Consider the following 15,760-nt stretch of genomic DNA (forward strand, 5'->3'; position numbering starts at 1 on the left):
GTGGTCTGCGCTGTTAGTCTGCGGCAGTGCCTTGTACGCTTTCAGAAAGACTGCTGTTAATGGCCATCAGGTCTTGTTCCTGCAGCTGTCCAGCGGCTTGTTCAAGTGTCAAAATTTGACGAATATAGCCGTAGCGGGCTTCTGACAAATTACGTTTTGCATTGTACAGGTTACGGGTGCTGTCGAGTACGTCTACAATGGTACGTGTGCCCACTTCGAAACCCGCTTCAGTAGCTTTCAATGCGCTCTCGGCAGATACCACTGACTGCTGGAATGCATTGATGCTGGCAATTGATGCTGACACCTGATAGTAAGCGTTACGCACTTCGCGCTCAATGTTGCGGCGAGTCTGCACCATTTGCTGGCTGCTGGCTACGTAGTTGTCACGCGCTTGCGCAACTTCAGACGAGGTACGGAACCCGGAGAAAATGGGGACACTGACATTGATGCCAATAGAGCGACTGTCCAGACGAGGTAAATTCGTGGTCTGTTGCTGTCCGTTGTCAGTCGTTATTGTGCGTTCGTTGTCTTGTGTGGAGTAACTTGCCTGCAAAGATACACTTGGATAATGCCCAGCTTGATTCAATTGAATTTGTTGCTCAGCAATATCAACTAACACCTTACTTTCTAATAAGCTCAGGTTGCTGTTTTCGGCTCTCTTGACCCACTGACGAACATCGTCCGGTGCCGGGCTGCTGGGCGAAAAGGTCTCGGTATCCAGTGCGGCCAGAGTTTGTGGATATTGACCGGTAATTTCACGGATATCTTCCAGTGCAATTTCTACCGCGTTGCGAGCCTGAATTTCGCGGGCAACTGCGCTGTCGTACTGAGCCTGAGCTTCGTGTACATCAGTAATTGCAGTTAATCCAACCGAGAAACGCTGTTTGGTTTGTTCAAGTTGACGTTCAATGGCTTTTTTCTCAGCTTCGGCAAAGGATAAATCATCGCGAGCCTGTAATGCCTGGAAATAGGCGTTAACTACGCGAAGCATTAAGTCTTGCTGAGCGTTACTGTAAGCAACTTCAGACTGATAAGCTTGCTTCTCAGCGATGTCCGAATTTTTCCAAACGCTCCAGTCAAAAATGCTCTGGTTCAAGGTTACGCCTGCTTGCCAGCCACTGCTGTCGCTATCGAAAACCTGAATTCCGGATTCAAAGACTTGCGGAGATTCGCTGGTTGAATCGCTGTAGCCTGCCTCACCTGAAATTTGCGGCAGGAATCCTGACTTGGCAATATCAATACCTTTTTGTGCGGCATTGCGTTCTGCTGCAGCACGTAATAAGGTCGGGTCGTTATCTACGGCTAAACGGTAAATTTGAGCCAAATCTTCAGCATTTGACGTAAAAGAGGCTGTGGTCAATGCCAGACCGACAGCTGCCGACAAAATATGCTTTTTCATGGTAGTCAGATTCCTGTTACTTGACATGCAATTGTTCAATGATTGCGCATAGTTTACATACAGTGTTGAATGATTACCAGTGTAAATGATTTGCGCAGATAGTTTAAGAAAAACATGGTTTCAGAATTCGCTCAAGTGTAACAGAATGTTTGTCTTTAATTACCCCTAAGAAAGGACAGTAAGTATGACGATTCGTTTTCACCGAGATGATGTGAAAGTAAAGGAAAAGGTACCCCTTTATCAAGGTTTTTTATCGGTTTATCGCTATTCTTTACAACATCGGTTGTTCTCCGGTGACTGGAGTCCGGAAATAAGCCGGGAGCTAATGGAGCGCGGGCACGCTGTCGTGGTTATTCCTTATGACCCAGTCCGCGACGAGCTGGTCGTTCTGGAGCAATTCAGGGTGGGTGCGCTTGATGATAAAAATGGCCCCTGGTTGTTTGAGTTTGTAGCCGGTATGTTTGACGCTGACGAGAGCGCAGAGGAAGTCGCCACGCGCGAGTTAGAAGAAGAGGCAGGGTTAAAAGCTAAACGCCTAATTTACGCGACCAGCTATTATTCTAGTCCCGGTGGCACAGACGAAAAACTGACCATTTATATTGCTGAAGTCGATAGTCAATCAGCTGCCAGTTTTGGCGGGTTAGTTGAAGAAGACGAAGATATCCGGGTTCATGTCTTACCCAGAACAGAAGTTATTAGCATGCTCGAACGTGAAGAAATCAACAACGCTGCTAGTGTTATTGGGTTACAATGGTTGCTATTACATCGTGATAAGATGTTCTCTGACCAGGAGCAAAACTGAGGTTTTATTATGCAACAGCGCTATGTTGTCGACGTTGCGGAACTGCACCGGCTAACTGAACGAAATTATGCAGGCTTGTTACCGCTGCTGTCTCAGCTTGAATCTGAAGCTGAGGTAACGCTCTACGCGGGCGAAAACTTAGCCTTCAATTTACGTAATGTTAGCGAATCGCGCTACACCTCAGATATAGAAATTGAACAATTGAAGCCAAACTGGGCGGATTACTTACAGGCAAAAATGACGGTAAGATTATACCATGATGTGCGTATGGCTGAGATCATATCCAGTCAGGGGGTTACCCGATTAGCGGCACGTTATCAACAACCTAACCGCGAAATGCGACACCGCGACGAAAAGCATCAGGTTAATCAGTTTTTGGCTGACTGGTTAACATTGTGTCGTAAGCAAGGTCATATTCAACCAAAACTCAGTGAAGCCGTTCAGAAATTTATGCCTTACTACTTCAAATAGACGCCAGTTAGCGGTAAATTGAGGCACACTTTTCGCGGATCGAGCCAATAATAAAAACAGGGACTCATGACAGACTATAAATCCGACTCCATTGAGGTGCTGAACGGACTGGAACCGGTTCAGCGCCGCCCCGGTATGTACACTGACACCTCTCGACCTAACCATTTGGGTCAGGAAGTTATAGATAACAGTGTCGATGAAGCTCTGGCGGGGCACGCTAAATCGTTACTTGTTGTTTTGTATCCCGATCAATCTCTCGAAACGACAGATGATGGACGGGGAATGCCGGTGGATATCCACCCGGAAGAGGGGGTTCCCGGCGTTGAACTGATTATGAGCAAACTGCACGCTGGCGGTAAATTCTCAAATAAAAACTATCAATTTTCCGGTGGTTTGCATGGTGTGGGTATTTCGGTCGTTAATGCGCTTTCTAAGCGCGTTGAGCTGACTATTAAGCGTGACGGCCAGGTTTATGAAATGGCCTATGAAAACGGTGATAAAGTCAGCGAGCTGGAGGTTACCGGCACCGTAGGCAAGAGAAATACCGGCACCCGTGTTCACTTTTGGCCAGACCCTCAATATTTCGATTCGGCAAAATTCTCGGTTACCAAGCTAAAACATATTTTGCGAGCTAAGGCGGTGCTTTGCCCTGGGCTTAAAATAACCTTCCGCAATAAAATAGATGACACAGAAGATACCTGGTTTTATCAGGACGGTCTGACAGACTACCTGGTGGAAGCGGTAAAAGATGTACCGACGCTGCCGGAAATGCCGTTTGACGGAAGTTTTAGCTCTCAGACTGAAGGCGTTGACTGGGCCGTTACCTGGCTTCCGGAAGGTGGAGAAGGGGTTTCAGAAAGTTACGTTAACCTCATTCCTACTACGCTCGGAGGTACACACGTTAATGGACTGCGCCAGGGCTTGTTGGAAGCTATGCGCGAGTTTTGTGAGTTTCGTAACTTGTTACCCAGAGGTGTCAAATTAACACCGGAAGATGTCTGGGAGCGTTGCAGTTATATCCTGTCGACAAAAATGCAGGACCCGCAATTTGCCGGACAAACCAAAGAACGTTTGTCGTCCCGTCAGTCGGCCAGTTTTGTTTCCGGCGTGGTAAAAGACGCTTTTAGCCTGTGGCTGAATGAGCATACCGATCAAGCCGAGCTGTTAGCTGATGTTTGTATTAGTAACGCGCAGCGACGCTTAAAAGCCAGTAAAAAAGTTGTTCGTAAAAAAGTAACTCAGGGTCCGGCGCTGCCCGGCAAGCTCACCGACTGCTCGAGTCAGGAACCTGGTCGCAGTGAACTTTTTTTAGTGGAAGGTGACTCGGCAGGGGGCTCAGCTAAGCAAGCCCGTGACCGCGAGTTTCAAGCGGTGATGCCGTTGCGGGGAAAAATCTTAAATACCTGGGAAGTAGACCCGGAGCAAATTTTAGCTTCGCAGGAAATTCATGATATTTCGGTAGCGGTCGGGGTTGATCCCAACAGTGTTGATTTGGACAAATTGCGGTATGGAAAGATTTGTATCCTTGCCGACGCCGACTCCGATGGTCTGCACATTGCCACCCTGTTGTGTGCATTGTTCGTAAAACATTTCAGACCTTTGGTCGAGCATGGCCATATTTTTGTAGCGATGCCGCCGTTGTACCGTGTCGACGTGGGCAAAGAAGTGTTTTATGCGTTAGATGAAGCAGAAAAGCAGGGCATTCTGGACCGGATTGAAGCCGAAAAACGCAAAGGTAAAGTCAATGTGCAGCGTTTCAAAGGTCTGGGCGAGATGAACCCGCTGACACTGCGGGAAACTACCATGGACCCTAATACCCGCCGGTTAGTCCAGTTGACCATTGATGACGGCGAAGTAATGGAAGAGTTAATGGATATGCTGTTAGCGAAAAAACGCGCTGGTGATCGCCGTACCTGGCTGGAAAGCAAAGGTAACATGGCCGATTTGGCTGAACTGTAAGCACTTGTGAGCAAGGAGAAGTCAGAATGACGACGGAAGTTACAGAAACCCGCCCACTGAGTCGCTTTACCGAAGAGGCCTACCTTAATTACTCCATGTACGTAATTATGGACAGGGCATTGCCAAATATTGGCGATGGTCTTAAGCCGGTACAGCGACGCATTGTTTACGCAATGTCAGAGCTGGGTTTGTCTGCATTAGCAAAATATAAAAAATCGGCTCGTACCGTGGGTGATGTGCTGGGTAAGTTTCACCCGCATGGTGACAGCGCCTGTTATGAAGCAATGGTATTAATGGCGCAGCCCTTTACCTATCGTCACCCTCTGGTCGATGGTCAGGGTAACTGGGGTTCGCCGGATGACCCTAAATCTTTCGCGGCCATGCGTTATACCGAAGCCCGGTTGTCTAAGTTCAGCGAAGTACTGCTGAGTGAGCTGGGTCAGGGCACGGTTGACTGGATACCGAACTTCGACGGCACCATGAAAGAACCACAGGTTCTGCCCGCGCGGTTACCCCATATTTTGTTGAATGGCGTTACCGGCATTGCAGTTGGCATGGCGACGGATATTCCTCCGCACAATGCCCGTGAAGTAGCAAATGCTTGTGCGATGTTACTGGAAAAGCCCGGCAGCCAGCTTGAAGATATAATGGAAGTGTTGAAGGGCCCGGATTATCCGACAGATGCAGAAATCATTACGCCGTCGGAAGACATCGTCAAACTGTATGAAACCGGGCGTGGCAGCATTAAAATGCGAGCTTGTTACAGCGTTGAAGACGGCGAAATTGTTATTACGGCGCTGCCACACCAGGCCTCAGGTGCAAGAGTTTTAGAGCAAATAGCGCATCAGATGCAGGCGAAAAAACTTCCTCTGGTGTCTGACTTGCGGGATGAGTCTGACCACGAGAACCCGACCCGGTTGGTTGTGGTTCCTCGTTCAAACCGGGTCGATACCGAACAGTTAATGAACCACTTGTTTGCTACCACCGATTTAGAAAAGCAGTATCGGGTTAATCTGAATATTCTCGGTTTAGACGGCCGGCCAAAAGTGAAGCCTTTGGTGGGCATTTTGAAGGAGTGGCTGGAATTCCGTCAGACCACTGTTACCCGCCGTTTGCAGCATCGTTTAGATAAAGTGCTGGCGCGTTTGCATATTCTGGAAGGTTTGTTGATTGCGTATCTCAATATTGATGAAGTTATTGAGATTATTCGTACAGAAGACAAGCCGAAAGAAGAGCTGATGAGCCGTTTTGCGCTCACCGATAAGCAAGCTGAAGCGATTCTTGAATTGAAGTTACGCCACTTAGCCAAATTGGAAGAAATGAAGCTGACTGGCGAACAAGATGAATTGAATAAAGAACGAGAAAAGCTTGAAACCTTGCTGGGTTCTGATCGTCGGTTGAAAACTTTGATTAAGAAAGAGTTGCTGGCGGATGCTGAGAATTATGGCGATGAACGTCGTTCACCTATTGTTGAACGCTCTGAAGCAAAAGCGCTAAGCGAACGGGACTTAACCCCTGCTGAAGCTGTCACTGTCGTGCTTTCGAAGAAGGGTTGGGTACGTACAGCCAAAGGCCATGATATAGAAGGCGATAAGCTCAGTTATAAATCCGGAGACAGCTATCTTGCTTCGGCTGAGGGTAAGAGTAATCAGCCGGTGGTGTTCCTGGATACTTCAGGGAAAAGCTTTTCTTGTGAAGCTCACTTGTTGCCATCAGCGAGAAGTCAGGGTGAACCTCTGACCGGACGTTTTAGCCTGGTTGCTGGTGAGAATGTCGAGCATGTTTTGATGGCAAAAGATGAAAGTCATTTGTTGCTGGCCTCCGATGCAGGCTACGGGTTTGTTTGTCAATTTAGTGATTTAGTCAGTCGTAATAAAAATGGAAAAGCCATTATTACATTACCGACCGGGGCTAAAATCCTGCCGCCGAATAATGTGAATAACTTGCAACACGACAAAGTCATTGTTATTTCCAACGAGGGCCGGATGTTGGTCTTCCCGGTTGCAGACTTACCGCAGTTGAGCAAAGGAAAAGGGAATAAGTTAATCAGTATTCCGGCCTTAAGAGCGCAGTCCCGCGAAGAGTATGTGGTTGCTCTGGCCACCGCCGCGCCGGATGCTGCCATTACTCTCATCGCGGGTAAACGCAAGCTGACTCTGAAGCCGGCTGATTTAGAACATTATTACGGAGAACGTGGCCGCCGGGGCAATAAACTGCCGCGCGGATTGCAACGTGTCGACGAAATAGTGGTTGAGGAAAACAAGGATTAATTAGGGAGTTTGGATGTTAGCCTTGTTGCGATGGTTGTTTCTTGGCGGTTTTGTTGTGGTGTTCGGTGTTGTCGGCTGCTTGTTTTGCATTGTCCGGCCTTTTCACCGCAACAATACCTATCGTTTTGCCCATATCTTTGGTTGGGCAATACGGGTTTTGGGTATGCGAATTGAGGTGAGTCGGCATCCGGATATTGAAAAGAGCGGGCCTTATGTCTTTATTTGTAATCACCAAAATAGCTGGGAAATTTTTACCATAGCAGCAATGCTGCCAAAAAATACGGTGACCGTCGGCAAGAAGAGCCTTAGGTGGATCCCCTTCTTCGGTTGGCTCTACTGGTTGGCAGGCAATATCCTTATAGACAGAAAAAATGCCGGTAAAGCTCATGGCACAATCGGGCAGACGGCGGATGCGATAAAGCAACGCGATATTTCGGTGTGGATGTTTCCTGAAGGCACACGCAGTTATGGACGTGGTTTGTTGCCATTTAAAAACGGTGCTTTTCATACTGCGTACCGGGCTCAAGTGGACGTAGTACCGGTTTGTGTATCTGAATTGCACGGTAAGATAAAAATGAACCGCTGGAATAACGGAGTGTTAAAAGTGGCGTTTCTTGAACCGGTGAGAATTGCCAATTATCAGCGAGAGAATCTACGTGAACTGAGTGCTCACTGTCATCAAAAAATGGATGATAAAATTAAGCAGTTAAACGCGAGCATTGAGCAAGAACAGGCTAAAAAGGAAAAGACATGAGTCGAGATCTTAATGATCTACTTACCCAAAGTGAAGAAACTGTACAGGCTTTGATTGCTGATGGTGCAGAAACAGAACTCTTGTATGAAATTGAACATCACTTAGCCAGCCAGGACTTTACCAAACTCGAAAAAGCCGCTGTTGAACTGGTTAAGCAGGGATATCATGTAGATGATGCCGACGAGTTTGAAGACGAACGTGGCAAGCGTTGGTTTGCTTTTATGGCGGTCACAGACGCTGAACTTGATAACGACATTTTAAACCGTCAGGTGCGTGAAATAGCCGCTATTGCTGACGAATGCGAAGTGGAGTACGACGGTTGGGGCACGCTGATTGAAGATGAAGAGCTTGACGATGAAGACTTAGATGATGGAGAGGAGTAATCCTCTCCGATTCTCTAGGTTATAGACCTTTTTCTTTCATCATACTGCGATACTCACTACCTAAAGACGCTTTTTCCGCTTCGTCTAATACTTTTCCCGCACGCTGGAAAAATCCCTGCTCTTCATCTTCCAGATGATGCAGAATCTTATGTTTCAAGCTCTTAAAGTGTTGAAGCCACGCAGGAGATGACATCTCAGTTTGCTCAAGTGTTTCAATTAGCTCGTCAATTTCATGGTGCTCAGCAATACCATGACGAGACATCTCTATCGTGTCGTCGTCTTTTATAAGAGGATTGTAGAAGTATCGTTCTTCCGCAGCGGCATGCTGTTCAAGTTGCACTTTTAACTGTTGATAGTGCTTTTCTCTTTCTGGTGCGTCACCTTCTGTTTCCAATAAAATATCGAGAAGTTGACGCTGTTTGTCATGGTCTACTCGCAGTTCTTCAAAAATAGTCATGCGCTCTCCTTAATTTTAGCGACTCTTTGCTGATACGAGAGCCTGATAGAAATAGATTAGTTAAAAAAAAGCGCCTGAGTCAAATACTCAAGCGCTTTATGAATCAGCTTTGGTTAACTGTATTAAATGACTTCACAGAGCTTTAATTTTCTCTTGCTGCTCCTGTAACTGCTTCAGCGTTGTTTCAGCCTCTGAGAGCTTTTCACGTTCTTTAGCAATGACTGCCTCAGGTGCTTTACTGACAAAGTTATCATTGCTTAGCTTGCCATTCAGGCGCTGCCACTCTTTATTTGCTTTCTCGATAGATTTTTGCAGACGTTGCAGTTCAGCTTCTTTGTCAATTAAACCGGCCATTGGAATGTGCAGCTTCAATGTATCAACCAGTGCCGTCATACTGGCCGGGGCGTCATCGTCGCTTTCAATAAACTCGATAGATTCCAGTTTTGCCAGGCTACTCAGGAAGCTTTCATTATTTTGAATACGACCTTTTGCCATTGCATCGGCATTTGAGAGCAACAGTGGCAGCGGCTTGTTCGGCGACAGGTCCATTTCACCGCGAATATTACGAATAGCCAAAATAACGCGCTTCAGCCACTCCATGTCCTGCATTGCCTGATGACTAACGTTGTCCTCAACCTGGGGGAACGGCTGCAGCATAATGGTATCACCCATATTACCAACCAGCGGCTTAACGCGTTGCCAGATGGTTTCAGTAATGTAGGGCATAACCGGGTGTAGTAAACGCAGTAACTGCTCTAAAACATTCACCAGTGTGTGGCGAGTACCGCGTTGCTGTGATTCACTACCATTTTGCAGCACCGGCTTAGTAAGCTCCAGATACCAGTCACAGAATTGGTTCCAGGTAAACTCGTACGCAATAGCCGCAGCCTGATCAAAACGGTAGGTATCCAAAGCCTGACGGAAATCTTTTACTGTGCTGTTAAAGCGGGCAATGATCCATTCGTCAGCCAGTGACAAAGTCATGTCGTCGTTTTCAAGGCCACAGTCATGCTCTTCGGTGCTCATCAGTACATAACGGCTGGCGTTCCACAGCTTGTTACAGAAGTTGCGATAACCTTCCAGGCGCTTCATGTCCCAATTGATATCGCGACCTGTTGAGGCAAGCGCAGTTAATGTAAAACGCAGTGCATCGGTTCCGTGAGCGGTGATACCTTCTGGGAATTCCTTGCGGGTGCGCTTCTCAATTTTCTCGCGCATTTTAGGCTGCATCAAATTCGCGGTACGTTTGGCGACCAGCTCGTCAGCACTAATGCCATCAATCATGTCCAGCGGGTCTAATACATTACCTTTAGACTTAGACATTTTCTGGCCTTCTTCGTCACGAATAAGGCCGGTCACATAGACTTTCTTAAACGGAACTTGCGGCTGGCCTTCTTCGTCTTTCATAAAGTGCATGGTCATCATGATCATGCGGGCAACCCAGAAGAAAATAATGTCAAAACCGGTAACCAGCACATCGGTCGGATGGAAGGTTTTTAAGTCCTCGGTATTTTTTGGCCAACCGAGAGTAGAAAAAGTCCATAATGCGGACGAAAACCAGGTATCCAGTACGTCTTCGTCCTGCTGAAGGGGTGTATCGCCTAAATTGTGTTTATCTCGCACTTCTTTTTCGGTGCGACCAACATACACATTGCCTTGTTCGTCGTACCATGCCGGAATGCGGTGTCCCCACCATAACTGACGGGAAATACACCAGTCCTGAATGTCGCGCATCCAGCTGAAATACATGTTCTCGTATTGCTTAGGCACAAACTCAATACGGCCATCTTCTACCGCTTCAGTTGCCTGTTTGGCCATAGGCTCAACGCGGACATACCATTGGTCGGTTAAATGCGGTTCAATAGGAACGCCACCCCGGTCACCATAAGGTATTTTGTTGGTGTGCTTTTCAATTTTTTCCAACAAGCCGAGTTCGTCAAATTCAGCAATAAGCTGCTTACGAGCCTCGAAACGCTCTTTACCTGCATATTGTTCAGGGAGCAAACCGTTAAACCCGTTCAGCTCTTCAAGTGCTTCACCGGTACTGGTGTAAAGCCCGGCTTTTGCCATAACATGAGCCGTGTCATCAAAAATTGAAATCATTCCGGTCTGATGACGCTTGCCAATTTCGTAGTCGTTAAAATCATGCGCCGGGGTTACCTTTACACAACCTGTACCGAATTCGCTGTCAACGTGATGGTCGGCAATTATCGGAATGCGGCGGTTAACAATAGGTAAGTCAAGGTGTTTACCGACTAAATGGGCGAAGCGCTCGTCATCGGGATGCACAGCAACACAAACATCGCCTAACATGGTTTCCGGACGGGTAGTCGCGACTACTAAATGGTCTTTACCGTCTTCGGTTTTCTCACCATCGGCGAGCGGATAGCGTAAATACCAGATAGAACCTTGTTGTTCTTTATTCTCTACCTCTAGGTCGGAAATAGCAGTTTGCAGAGCCGGATCCCAGTTTACCAGGCGCTTACCACGGTAAATCAGGTTGTCTTCGTGCAGTTTTACGAAGACCTCGCGAACCGCATCAGAAAGACCTTCGTCCATAGTGAAGCGTTCGCGATCCCAGTCTACTGAGTCGCCCAGGCGGCGCATTTGCTGGGTAATAGTGCCGCCCGACTGTTCTTTCCACTCCCAGATTTTATCGATAAAGGCTTCTCGACCGAGCTCCTGACGGGTTTGTCCCTGAGCCGCTAATTGGCGCTCAACAACCATTTGCGTGGCAATACCTGCGTGGTCGGAACCTACCTGCCATAATGTATTAAGACCATCCATGCGCTGGTAACGGGTAAGCGTATCCATAATAGTATGTTGGAAGGCATGGCCCATATGCAGACTGCCGGTAACGTTGGGCGGCGGAATCATAATTGAGTAGGAATCGCCTTTACCTGAAGGCTTGAAATAGCCTTTTTCTTCCCATTGTTGGTAGAGATCTTGTTCTATCGCTGCAGGGGAGTATGTTTTATCCATAATGACCTTACTTCTGTTCGGATGTCAGGGGCTCGGTTTGCATTTGGCAACCGCGCGCCCTGTAATGTTTGTAACGCTCACGAGCTATTTTTTTGCCATTGTCATCGGCTGGAACAATGTCATAGAGCTGTTGGCTCTGCTGGGCTTGCACCGGAATCTCTTCCGCCAGATTAAACAGCGCATAACCCGGCCGGTTTTTTACTGCATCTGCCTCAGGCCAGCAAAACTCTACCGGAGCACCGGTAGCTGGACCCTCTCCGTGTAAGTTATGCGGAATAAAAGCATCACTTGGTTGTTGCCACAAGAGTTCGTCCAGAGCTTCAGCCTGCTGCTGATTGCGGGCCCAGACCCGCAACTTTTTATGTTTTCGGTAAAGTTCCGCTATCTTATCGCAGATAAGTCGGTTTTGCTCATCTTCGGCTTCGTCCGGCATTAAGAAAAAGGTGGCTGACGACATTTTATTCGGCTGCCTCGGTGTTGCACCGGTTAATTAAGAACTGAGTTAACAGTGGCACCGGACGGCCCGTTGAGCCTTTGTCTTTACCACCTTGCCAGGCAGTGCCTGCGATATCCATGTGCGCCCAGTTGTACTTTTTAGTGTAACGCGAGAGGAAACAAGCAGCAGTAATAGTGCCGGCTTCACGACCGCCGATATTCGCCATATCCGCAAACGGGCTATCCAGCATCGACTGATATTCGTCCCAAAGCGGCATGCGCCAGGCTTTGTCACCACTTTGCTGAGCAGCGTTCAGAATTTCGTGTGCTAACGGATTATGCTGGCTGAGCACGGCGGAAGCATGACTGCCTAAAGCAATAACACAGGCGCCTGTCAGCGTGGCTAAATCAATCACGGATTCAGGTTCAAATCGCTCGATATATGTCAGGGTATCGCACAGCACCAGTCGACCTTCCGCGTCAGTATTCAGTACTTCAACTGTTTGGCCGCTCATGGTGGTTAAAATATCACCTGGTCGGTAGGCTTTGCCATCCGGCATGTTTTCGCAACCGGCGACCGCACCAATAACATTGATAGGCAGTTGCAGTTCGGCCAGAGCCTGCATGGCGCCTAAAACGCCCGCTGCACCGCCCATATCGTATTTCATTTCATCCATATTGGCGGACGGCTTAATTGAAATACCGCCAGAATCAAATGTCAGACCTTTACCTACCAGCACAATAGGAGCCTGGTCATCGGGTGCGCCTTTATAATGCATTAATGTGAGCACTGACTCATGCTCTGAACCGCGACCAACCGCTAAGTATGCATTCATACCCAGTTTTTCCATTTCGGCTTCTTCAACCGTGGTAACTGTTAAGTTGTCGTAATTATCAGCCATTAATTTGGCTTGATCGGCTAAATAACGAGGCGTGCAAATGTTAGGCGGCATATTCGCTACGTTGCGGCAAATATCCATTCCGGTTGCCACCGCTAATGCGTGCTGCACAGCTTGTTCGCCCAAAGCCAGTTCTTTGCGGCTTGGAACGTTAAAAACCAATTTGCGTAACGGGCGGCGAGGCTCTTCTTTTTTACTTTTGAGCTCATTAAAGTTATACAATGTTGCCCGCGCAGACTCCACCGCCTGGCGAACTTTCCAGTAGGTATCGCGCCCTTTAACGTGCAGTTCACTTAAAAAGCACACCGCTTCCATTGAACCTGTTTCGTTCAAAGTGTTCATAGTACGGGCGATAATTTGGCGGTACTGACGCTCATCGAGTTCGCGTTCTTTACCACAGCCGACCAGTAAAACCCGTTCGGCAAGAATATTGGGGACATGATGTAACAGCAAAACCTGGCCGGATTTACCTTCGAGGTCTCCGCGGCGTAATAGGTTGCTTAAATAACCATCACTGACTTTGTCTAATTGTTCGGCAACGCCAGACAGACGACGAGGTTCAAACACGCCAACAACGATACAAGCAGAGCGTTGTTTTTCCGGATTACCACTTTTGACGCTGAACTCCATGACAGTGCTCCTGTTTCAGGTGGCTTCAATGCCTGCTATAGTTTCGCTATAAAGACACTTTGTTGTTAAAATAACAAGTTTACTTAAAAATCACAGCTATTCCAGTAAAAACCTAAGTTATGAGTGAACGCCAGTGCGCATATTCCGATATTTGATCAGTGAAACCTTGAAGTCGCAGCTTGCTGTACTTTTTATCCTGATGACGATTTTTGTCAGTCAGAAATTTGTCCGTGTGTTATCGGATGCGTCAGAAGGGGACATACCCGGCGCTATTATTTTTCAACTGCTGTCGTTGAACCTGCCTGCATTATTATCACTGATTTTGCCTCTTAGCTTGTTTTTAGGGATTCTACTGGCTCACGGACGTATTTACGCCGACAACGAAATGACCGTTTTGCATGCCTGCGGAGTCAGTGAGTGGTACGTCACCCGGGTGACCTTGGTGCTATCGCTGATTCTGGCGTTAATTACTGCGTCTTTTACTTTATGGCTGGTGCCCTGGTCGCTTGATCAGGAACAAAAGTTAGAAGATAAGGCGCGCTCTGAGAGTGGGTTAACAGCGCTTATGCCCGGACGATTCCAGCAAGCCAGCAACCAGAAGGCGGTTATTTTTGTACAACGTGTTGGCGATGAGGGTGATTTGGAGGAAGTTTTTGTTGCGCAGCACACGCACAATCAGGGCGAATTACAGTCCGGTAGTGTAGTGATGGCCAAAACCGGCAAAGTGATTAGTGAAACAACGGGCTCGCAATGGCTGGAACTGGGTCAGGGAAAACGTTATGCCGGCGACGATGACAGCTACCAGATGATGTCGTTCGACAGTTATCAATTGCAAATTAAAGAGCAGCAGGCAAGTGAGCAGTTACGAAAACTTGAGGCTTACCCAACGGTTGAACTGTTATCGCGGAAAGAACCGGCAGCGATTGCAGAATTGCAATGGCGTATTGCTATCCCGCTGGCAATGCCATTATTGACACTTATTGCCGTGCCGCTAAGTCGGGTAAACCCGCGCCAGGGCAAGTTCGGCAGAATGGCTCCGGCTCTGCTTATTTATCTGGGATACTTTTTATTGTTGATGGCAGCTAAGTCCGCTATCAGGGACGGCGTTATTCCGCCTATTATCGGCTTGTGGTGGATACATTTCATTTTACTGATTTTTGGGCTGGCTCTGGTAGGTAAGGGGCGTCCGCTCGGATTGAGATTACTGGCAAACTTGCGCTTTGGCGCTGCGCGGGGGCACTGATGTTTAGTATTTTAGATAAGTACATTGGTCTTTCCGTTTTACGGACATCGCTTTTAAGCCTGGCCGTATTAACCGGGCTTTCCTCGTTAATCCGTTTCGTCGAGCAGCTTAAAGCGGTGGGGCGCGGCGACTACAATGTTATGGATGCGGCACTTTTTGTGTTTTACAGCCTGCCGCGTGATGTTGAAACTTTCTTTCCTATGGCGGCCTTACTCGGAGGACTGATAGGCGTGGGCATGCTGGCCAGTAACTCCGAGTTAGTGGTTATGATGGCTGCCGGCCGGTCACGTTTAAACATTATTGGTGCGGTAATGAAGTCCGCCATTATTATGATGGTTGCGGTTATGGCCATTGGGGAGTGGATAGCTCCACCGATGGAAGCTCAGGGTCGGGCTATACGCTCGCAGGCTATTTCCGGCGGTAGCTTAATATCTGCTCAACAGGGGGTGTGGGCAAAAGATGGTTCGGACTTTATCAATATTGGCGAAGTCGAGGATACCGGACGGCTTAACGACGTATTGATTTACGACTTTAACGACAATCGTGAATTGCAAAAAGTAACTTACGCCCTAACGGCTAATTTTAGCGGTGATAAATGGCGTATGCAGCAAGTGACTGTTACGCAGCTTGATGATAGCCGCATGTTACGTGATGAAAAGCCAAGTATGGTTTGGCAGTCGAGCTTAACGCCCGACAAGCTCGGAGTGGTGACCATAAAGCCTGAATCGCTTTCGATTACCGGGTTGCTGGATTACTTAACTTACCTGGAGAGTAACCAGCAATCTGCGGAGCGCTACGAACTGGCGTTATGGCGGAAGCTTTTCGCACCGATAACGGTAGCGGTTATGTTATTGGTGGCCTTGTCTTTTATTTTTGGTCCGCTTCGTTCAACGACAATGGGGGCCCGGATATTACTTGGTGTTATTACTGGTTTTGGCTTTCATGTCAGTAACGAAATTTTTGGGCCGCTGGCTCAGGTATATCAAATTCCGGCTATTCTGGGAGCTTTACTGCCCAGTATTTTGTTTGCCGGAGTGGCGGTTTACTTTATGCGGGGGCGTACGGCCTGACAATTG

13 protein-coding genes are annotated in these 15,760 nt (G+C 47.8%); 8 read left to right on the forward strand and 5 right to left on the reverse strand.

What is annotated here, in order from left to right; genetic code table 11:
• Positions 1–13: 13 nt before the first annotated feature.
• Positions 14–1,399 (reverse strand): outer membrane channel protein TolC, encoded by a 1,386-nt coding sequence (gene tolC / locus ACN0RF_RS07280; RefSeq protein WP_417438542.1) that lies wholly within the window; start codon positions 1,397–1,399, stop codon positions 14–16.
• Positions 1,400–1,583: 184 nt separating this feature from the next.
• On the opposite strand from tolC, the gene ACN0RF_RS07285 reads away from it, so the two are divergent.
• The 6 genes from ACN0RF_RS07285 (at position 1,584) to rraB (ending at position 8,038) form a co-directional block, all read left to right on the forward strand.
• Positions 1,584–2,201, forward strand: coding sequence for an NUDIX domain-containing protein (locus tag ACN0RF_RS07285; RefSeq protein WP_034822499.1), 618 nt, complete (start codon positions 1,584–1,586; stop codon positions 2,199–2,201).
• 9 nt (positions 2,202–2,210) lie between these two features.
• Positions 2,211–2,672: a DUF1249 domain-containing protein gene (locus ACN0RF_RS07290; protein WP_417438543.1), complete on the forward strand. Its 462-nt coding sequence runs from the start codon at positions 2,211–2,213 to the stop codon at positions 2,670–2,672.
• 66 nt (positions 2,673–2,738) lie between these two features.
• The gene (gene parE, locus ACN0RF_RS07295; RefSeq protein WP_417438544.1) at positions 2,739–4,631 is read left to right on the forward strand and encodes a DNA topoisomerase IV subunit B; all 1,893 of its coding nucleotides are present in this window, start codon (positions 2,739–2,741) and stop codon (positions 4,629–4,631) included.
• Between the two features lie 26 nt (positions 4,632–4,657).
• Positions 4,658–6,901 (forward strand): DNA topoisomerase IV subunit A, encoded by a 2,244-nt coding sequence (gene parC / locus ACN0RF_RS07300; RefSeq protein WP_417438545.1) that lies wholly within the window; start codon positions 4,658–4,660, stop codon positions 6,899–6,901.
• A 13-nt stretch (positions 6,902–6,914) separates the two neighbouring features.
• Positions 6,915–7,655, forward strand: a complete 741-nt coding sequence (locus ACN0RF_RS07305) for a 1-acylglycerol-3-phosphate O-acyltransferase (protein WP_417438546.1) — start codon at positions 6,915–6,917, stop codon at positions 7,653–7,655.
• A complete protein-coding gene (rraB, locus tag ACN0RF_RS07310) occupies positions 7,652–8,038 on the forward strand; it encodes a ribonuclease E inhibitor RraB (protein WP_011235179.1) in 387 nt (128 codons plus the stop codon). Before ACN0RF_RS07305 ends, rraB begins: the two co-directional genes overlap by 4 nt.
• 19 nt (positions 8,039–8,057) lie before the next feature.
• Here the strand turns inward: rraB and ACN0RF_RS07315 are convergent, their stop codons facing one another.
• The 4 genes from ACN0RF_RS07315 to pepA all read right to left on the reverse strand — a co-directional run bounded on the left by ACN0RF_RS07315 (position 8,058) and on the right by pepA (position 13,441).
• The gene (locus ACN0RF_RS07315) at positions 8,058–8,495 is read right to left on the reverse strand and encodes a hemerythrin domain-containing protein (protein ID WP_417438547.1); all 438 of its coding nucleotides are present in this window, start codon (positions 8,493–8,495) and stop codon (positions 8,058–8,060) included.
• A 132-nt stretch (positions 8,496–8,627) separates the two neighbouring features.
• Positions 8,628–11,477 carry a valine--tRNA ligase gene (locus tag ACN0RF_RS07320; RefSeq protein ID WP_417438548.1) on the reverse strand — a complete coding sequence of 950 codons (2,850 nt, stop codon included), beginning with the start codon at positions 11,475–11,477 and terminating at the stop codon, positions 8,628–8,630.
• Between the two features lie 7 nt (positions 11,478–11,484).
• A complete protein-coding gene (locus tag ACN0RF_RS07325) occupies positions 11,485–11,934 on the reverse strand; it encodes a DNA polymerase III subunit chi (RefSeq protein ID WP_417438549.1) in 450 nt (149 codons plus the stop codon).
• Between the two features lies 1 nt (position 11,935).
• Positions 11,936–13,441, reverse strand: coding sequence for a leucyl aminopeptidase (pepA, locus tag ACN0RF_RS07330; RefSeq protein ID WP_034822507.1), 1,506 nt, complete (start codon positions 13,439–13,441; stop codon positions 11,936–11,938).
• A 133-nt stretch (positions 13,442–13,574) separates the two neighbouring features.
• Here pepA and lptF point away from each other — a divergent pair, with 133 nt between their 5' ends.
• Complete coding sequence (gene lptF, locus ACN0RF_RS07335) at positions 13,575–14,684, forward strand: LPS export ABC transporter permease LptF (RefSeq protein ID WP_417438550.1); 1,110 nt, start codon at positions 13,575–13,577, stop codon at positions 14,682–14,684.
• Positions 14,684–15,754, forward strand: coding sequence for an LPS export ABC transporter permease LptG (lptG, locus tag ACN0RF_RS07340; RefSeq protein ID WP_034822511.1), 1,071 nt, complete (start codon positions 14,684–14,686; stop codon positions 15,752–15,754). The genes lptF and lptG overlap by 1 nt, the downstream gene beginning before the upstream one ends.
• Positions 15,755–15,760 lie beyond the last annotated feature (6 nt).

The sequence above is a fragment of the Idiomarina sp. genome (genome assembly GCF_048260185.1).
In the GTDB taxonomy this organism is placed as follows: domain Bacteria; phylum Pseudomonadota; class Gammaproteobacteria; order Enterobacterales; family Alteromonadaceae; genus Idiomarina.

Coding starts and splice junctions, on each gene's coding strand:
- tolC (WP_417438542.1), bottom strand. CDS start 1,399: ATGAAAAAGCATATTTTGTCGGCAGCTGTCGGTCTGGCATTGACCACA.
- ACN0RF_RS07285 (WP_034822499.1), top strand. CDS start 1,584: ATGACGATTCGTTTTCACCGAGATGATGTGAAAGTAAAGGAAAAGGTA.
- ACN0RF_RS07290 (WP_417438543.1), top strand. CDS start 2,211: ATGCAACAGCGCTATGTTGTCGACGTTGCGGAACTGCACCGGCTAACT.
- parE (WP_417438544.1), top strand. CDS start 2,739: ATGACAGACTATAAATCCGACTCCATTGAGGTGCTGAACGGACTGGAA.
- parC (WP_417438545.1), top strand. CDS start 4,658: ATGACGACGGAAGTTACAGAAACCCGCCCACTGAGTCGCTTTACCGAA.
- ACN0RF_RS07305 (WP_417438546.1), top strand. CDS start 6,915: ATGTTAGCCTTGTTGCGATGGTTGTTTCTTGGCGGTTTTGTTGTGGTG.
- rraB (WP_011235179.1), top strand. CDS start 7,652: ATGAGTCGAGATCTTAATGATCTACTTACCCAAAGTGAAGAAACTGTA.
- ACN0RF_RS07315 (WP_417438547.1), bottom strand. CDS start 8,495: ATGACTATTTTTGAAGAACTGCGAGTAGACCATGACAAACAGCGTCAA.
- ACN0RF_RS07320 (WP_417438548.1), bottom strand. CDS start 11,477: ATGGATAAAACATACTCCCCTGCAGCGATAGAACAAGATCTCTACCAA.
- ACN0RF_RS07325 (WP_417438549.1), bottom strand. CDS start 11,934: ATGTCGTCAGCCACCTTTTTCTTAATGCCGGACGAAGCCGAAGATGAG.
- pepA (WP_034822507.1), bottom strand. CDS start 13,441: ATGGAGTTCAGCGTCAAAAGTGGTAATCCGGAAAAACAACGCTCTGCT.
- lptG (WP_034822511.1), top strand. CDS start 14,684: ATGTTTAGTATTTTAGATAAGTACATTGGTCTTTCCGTTTTACGGACA.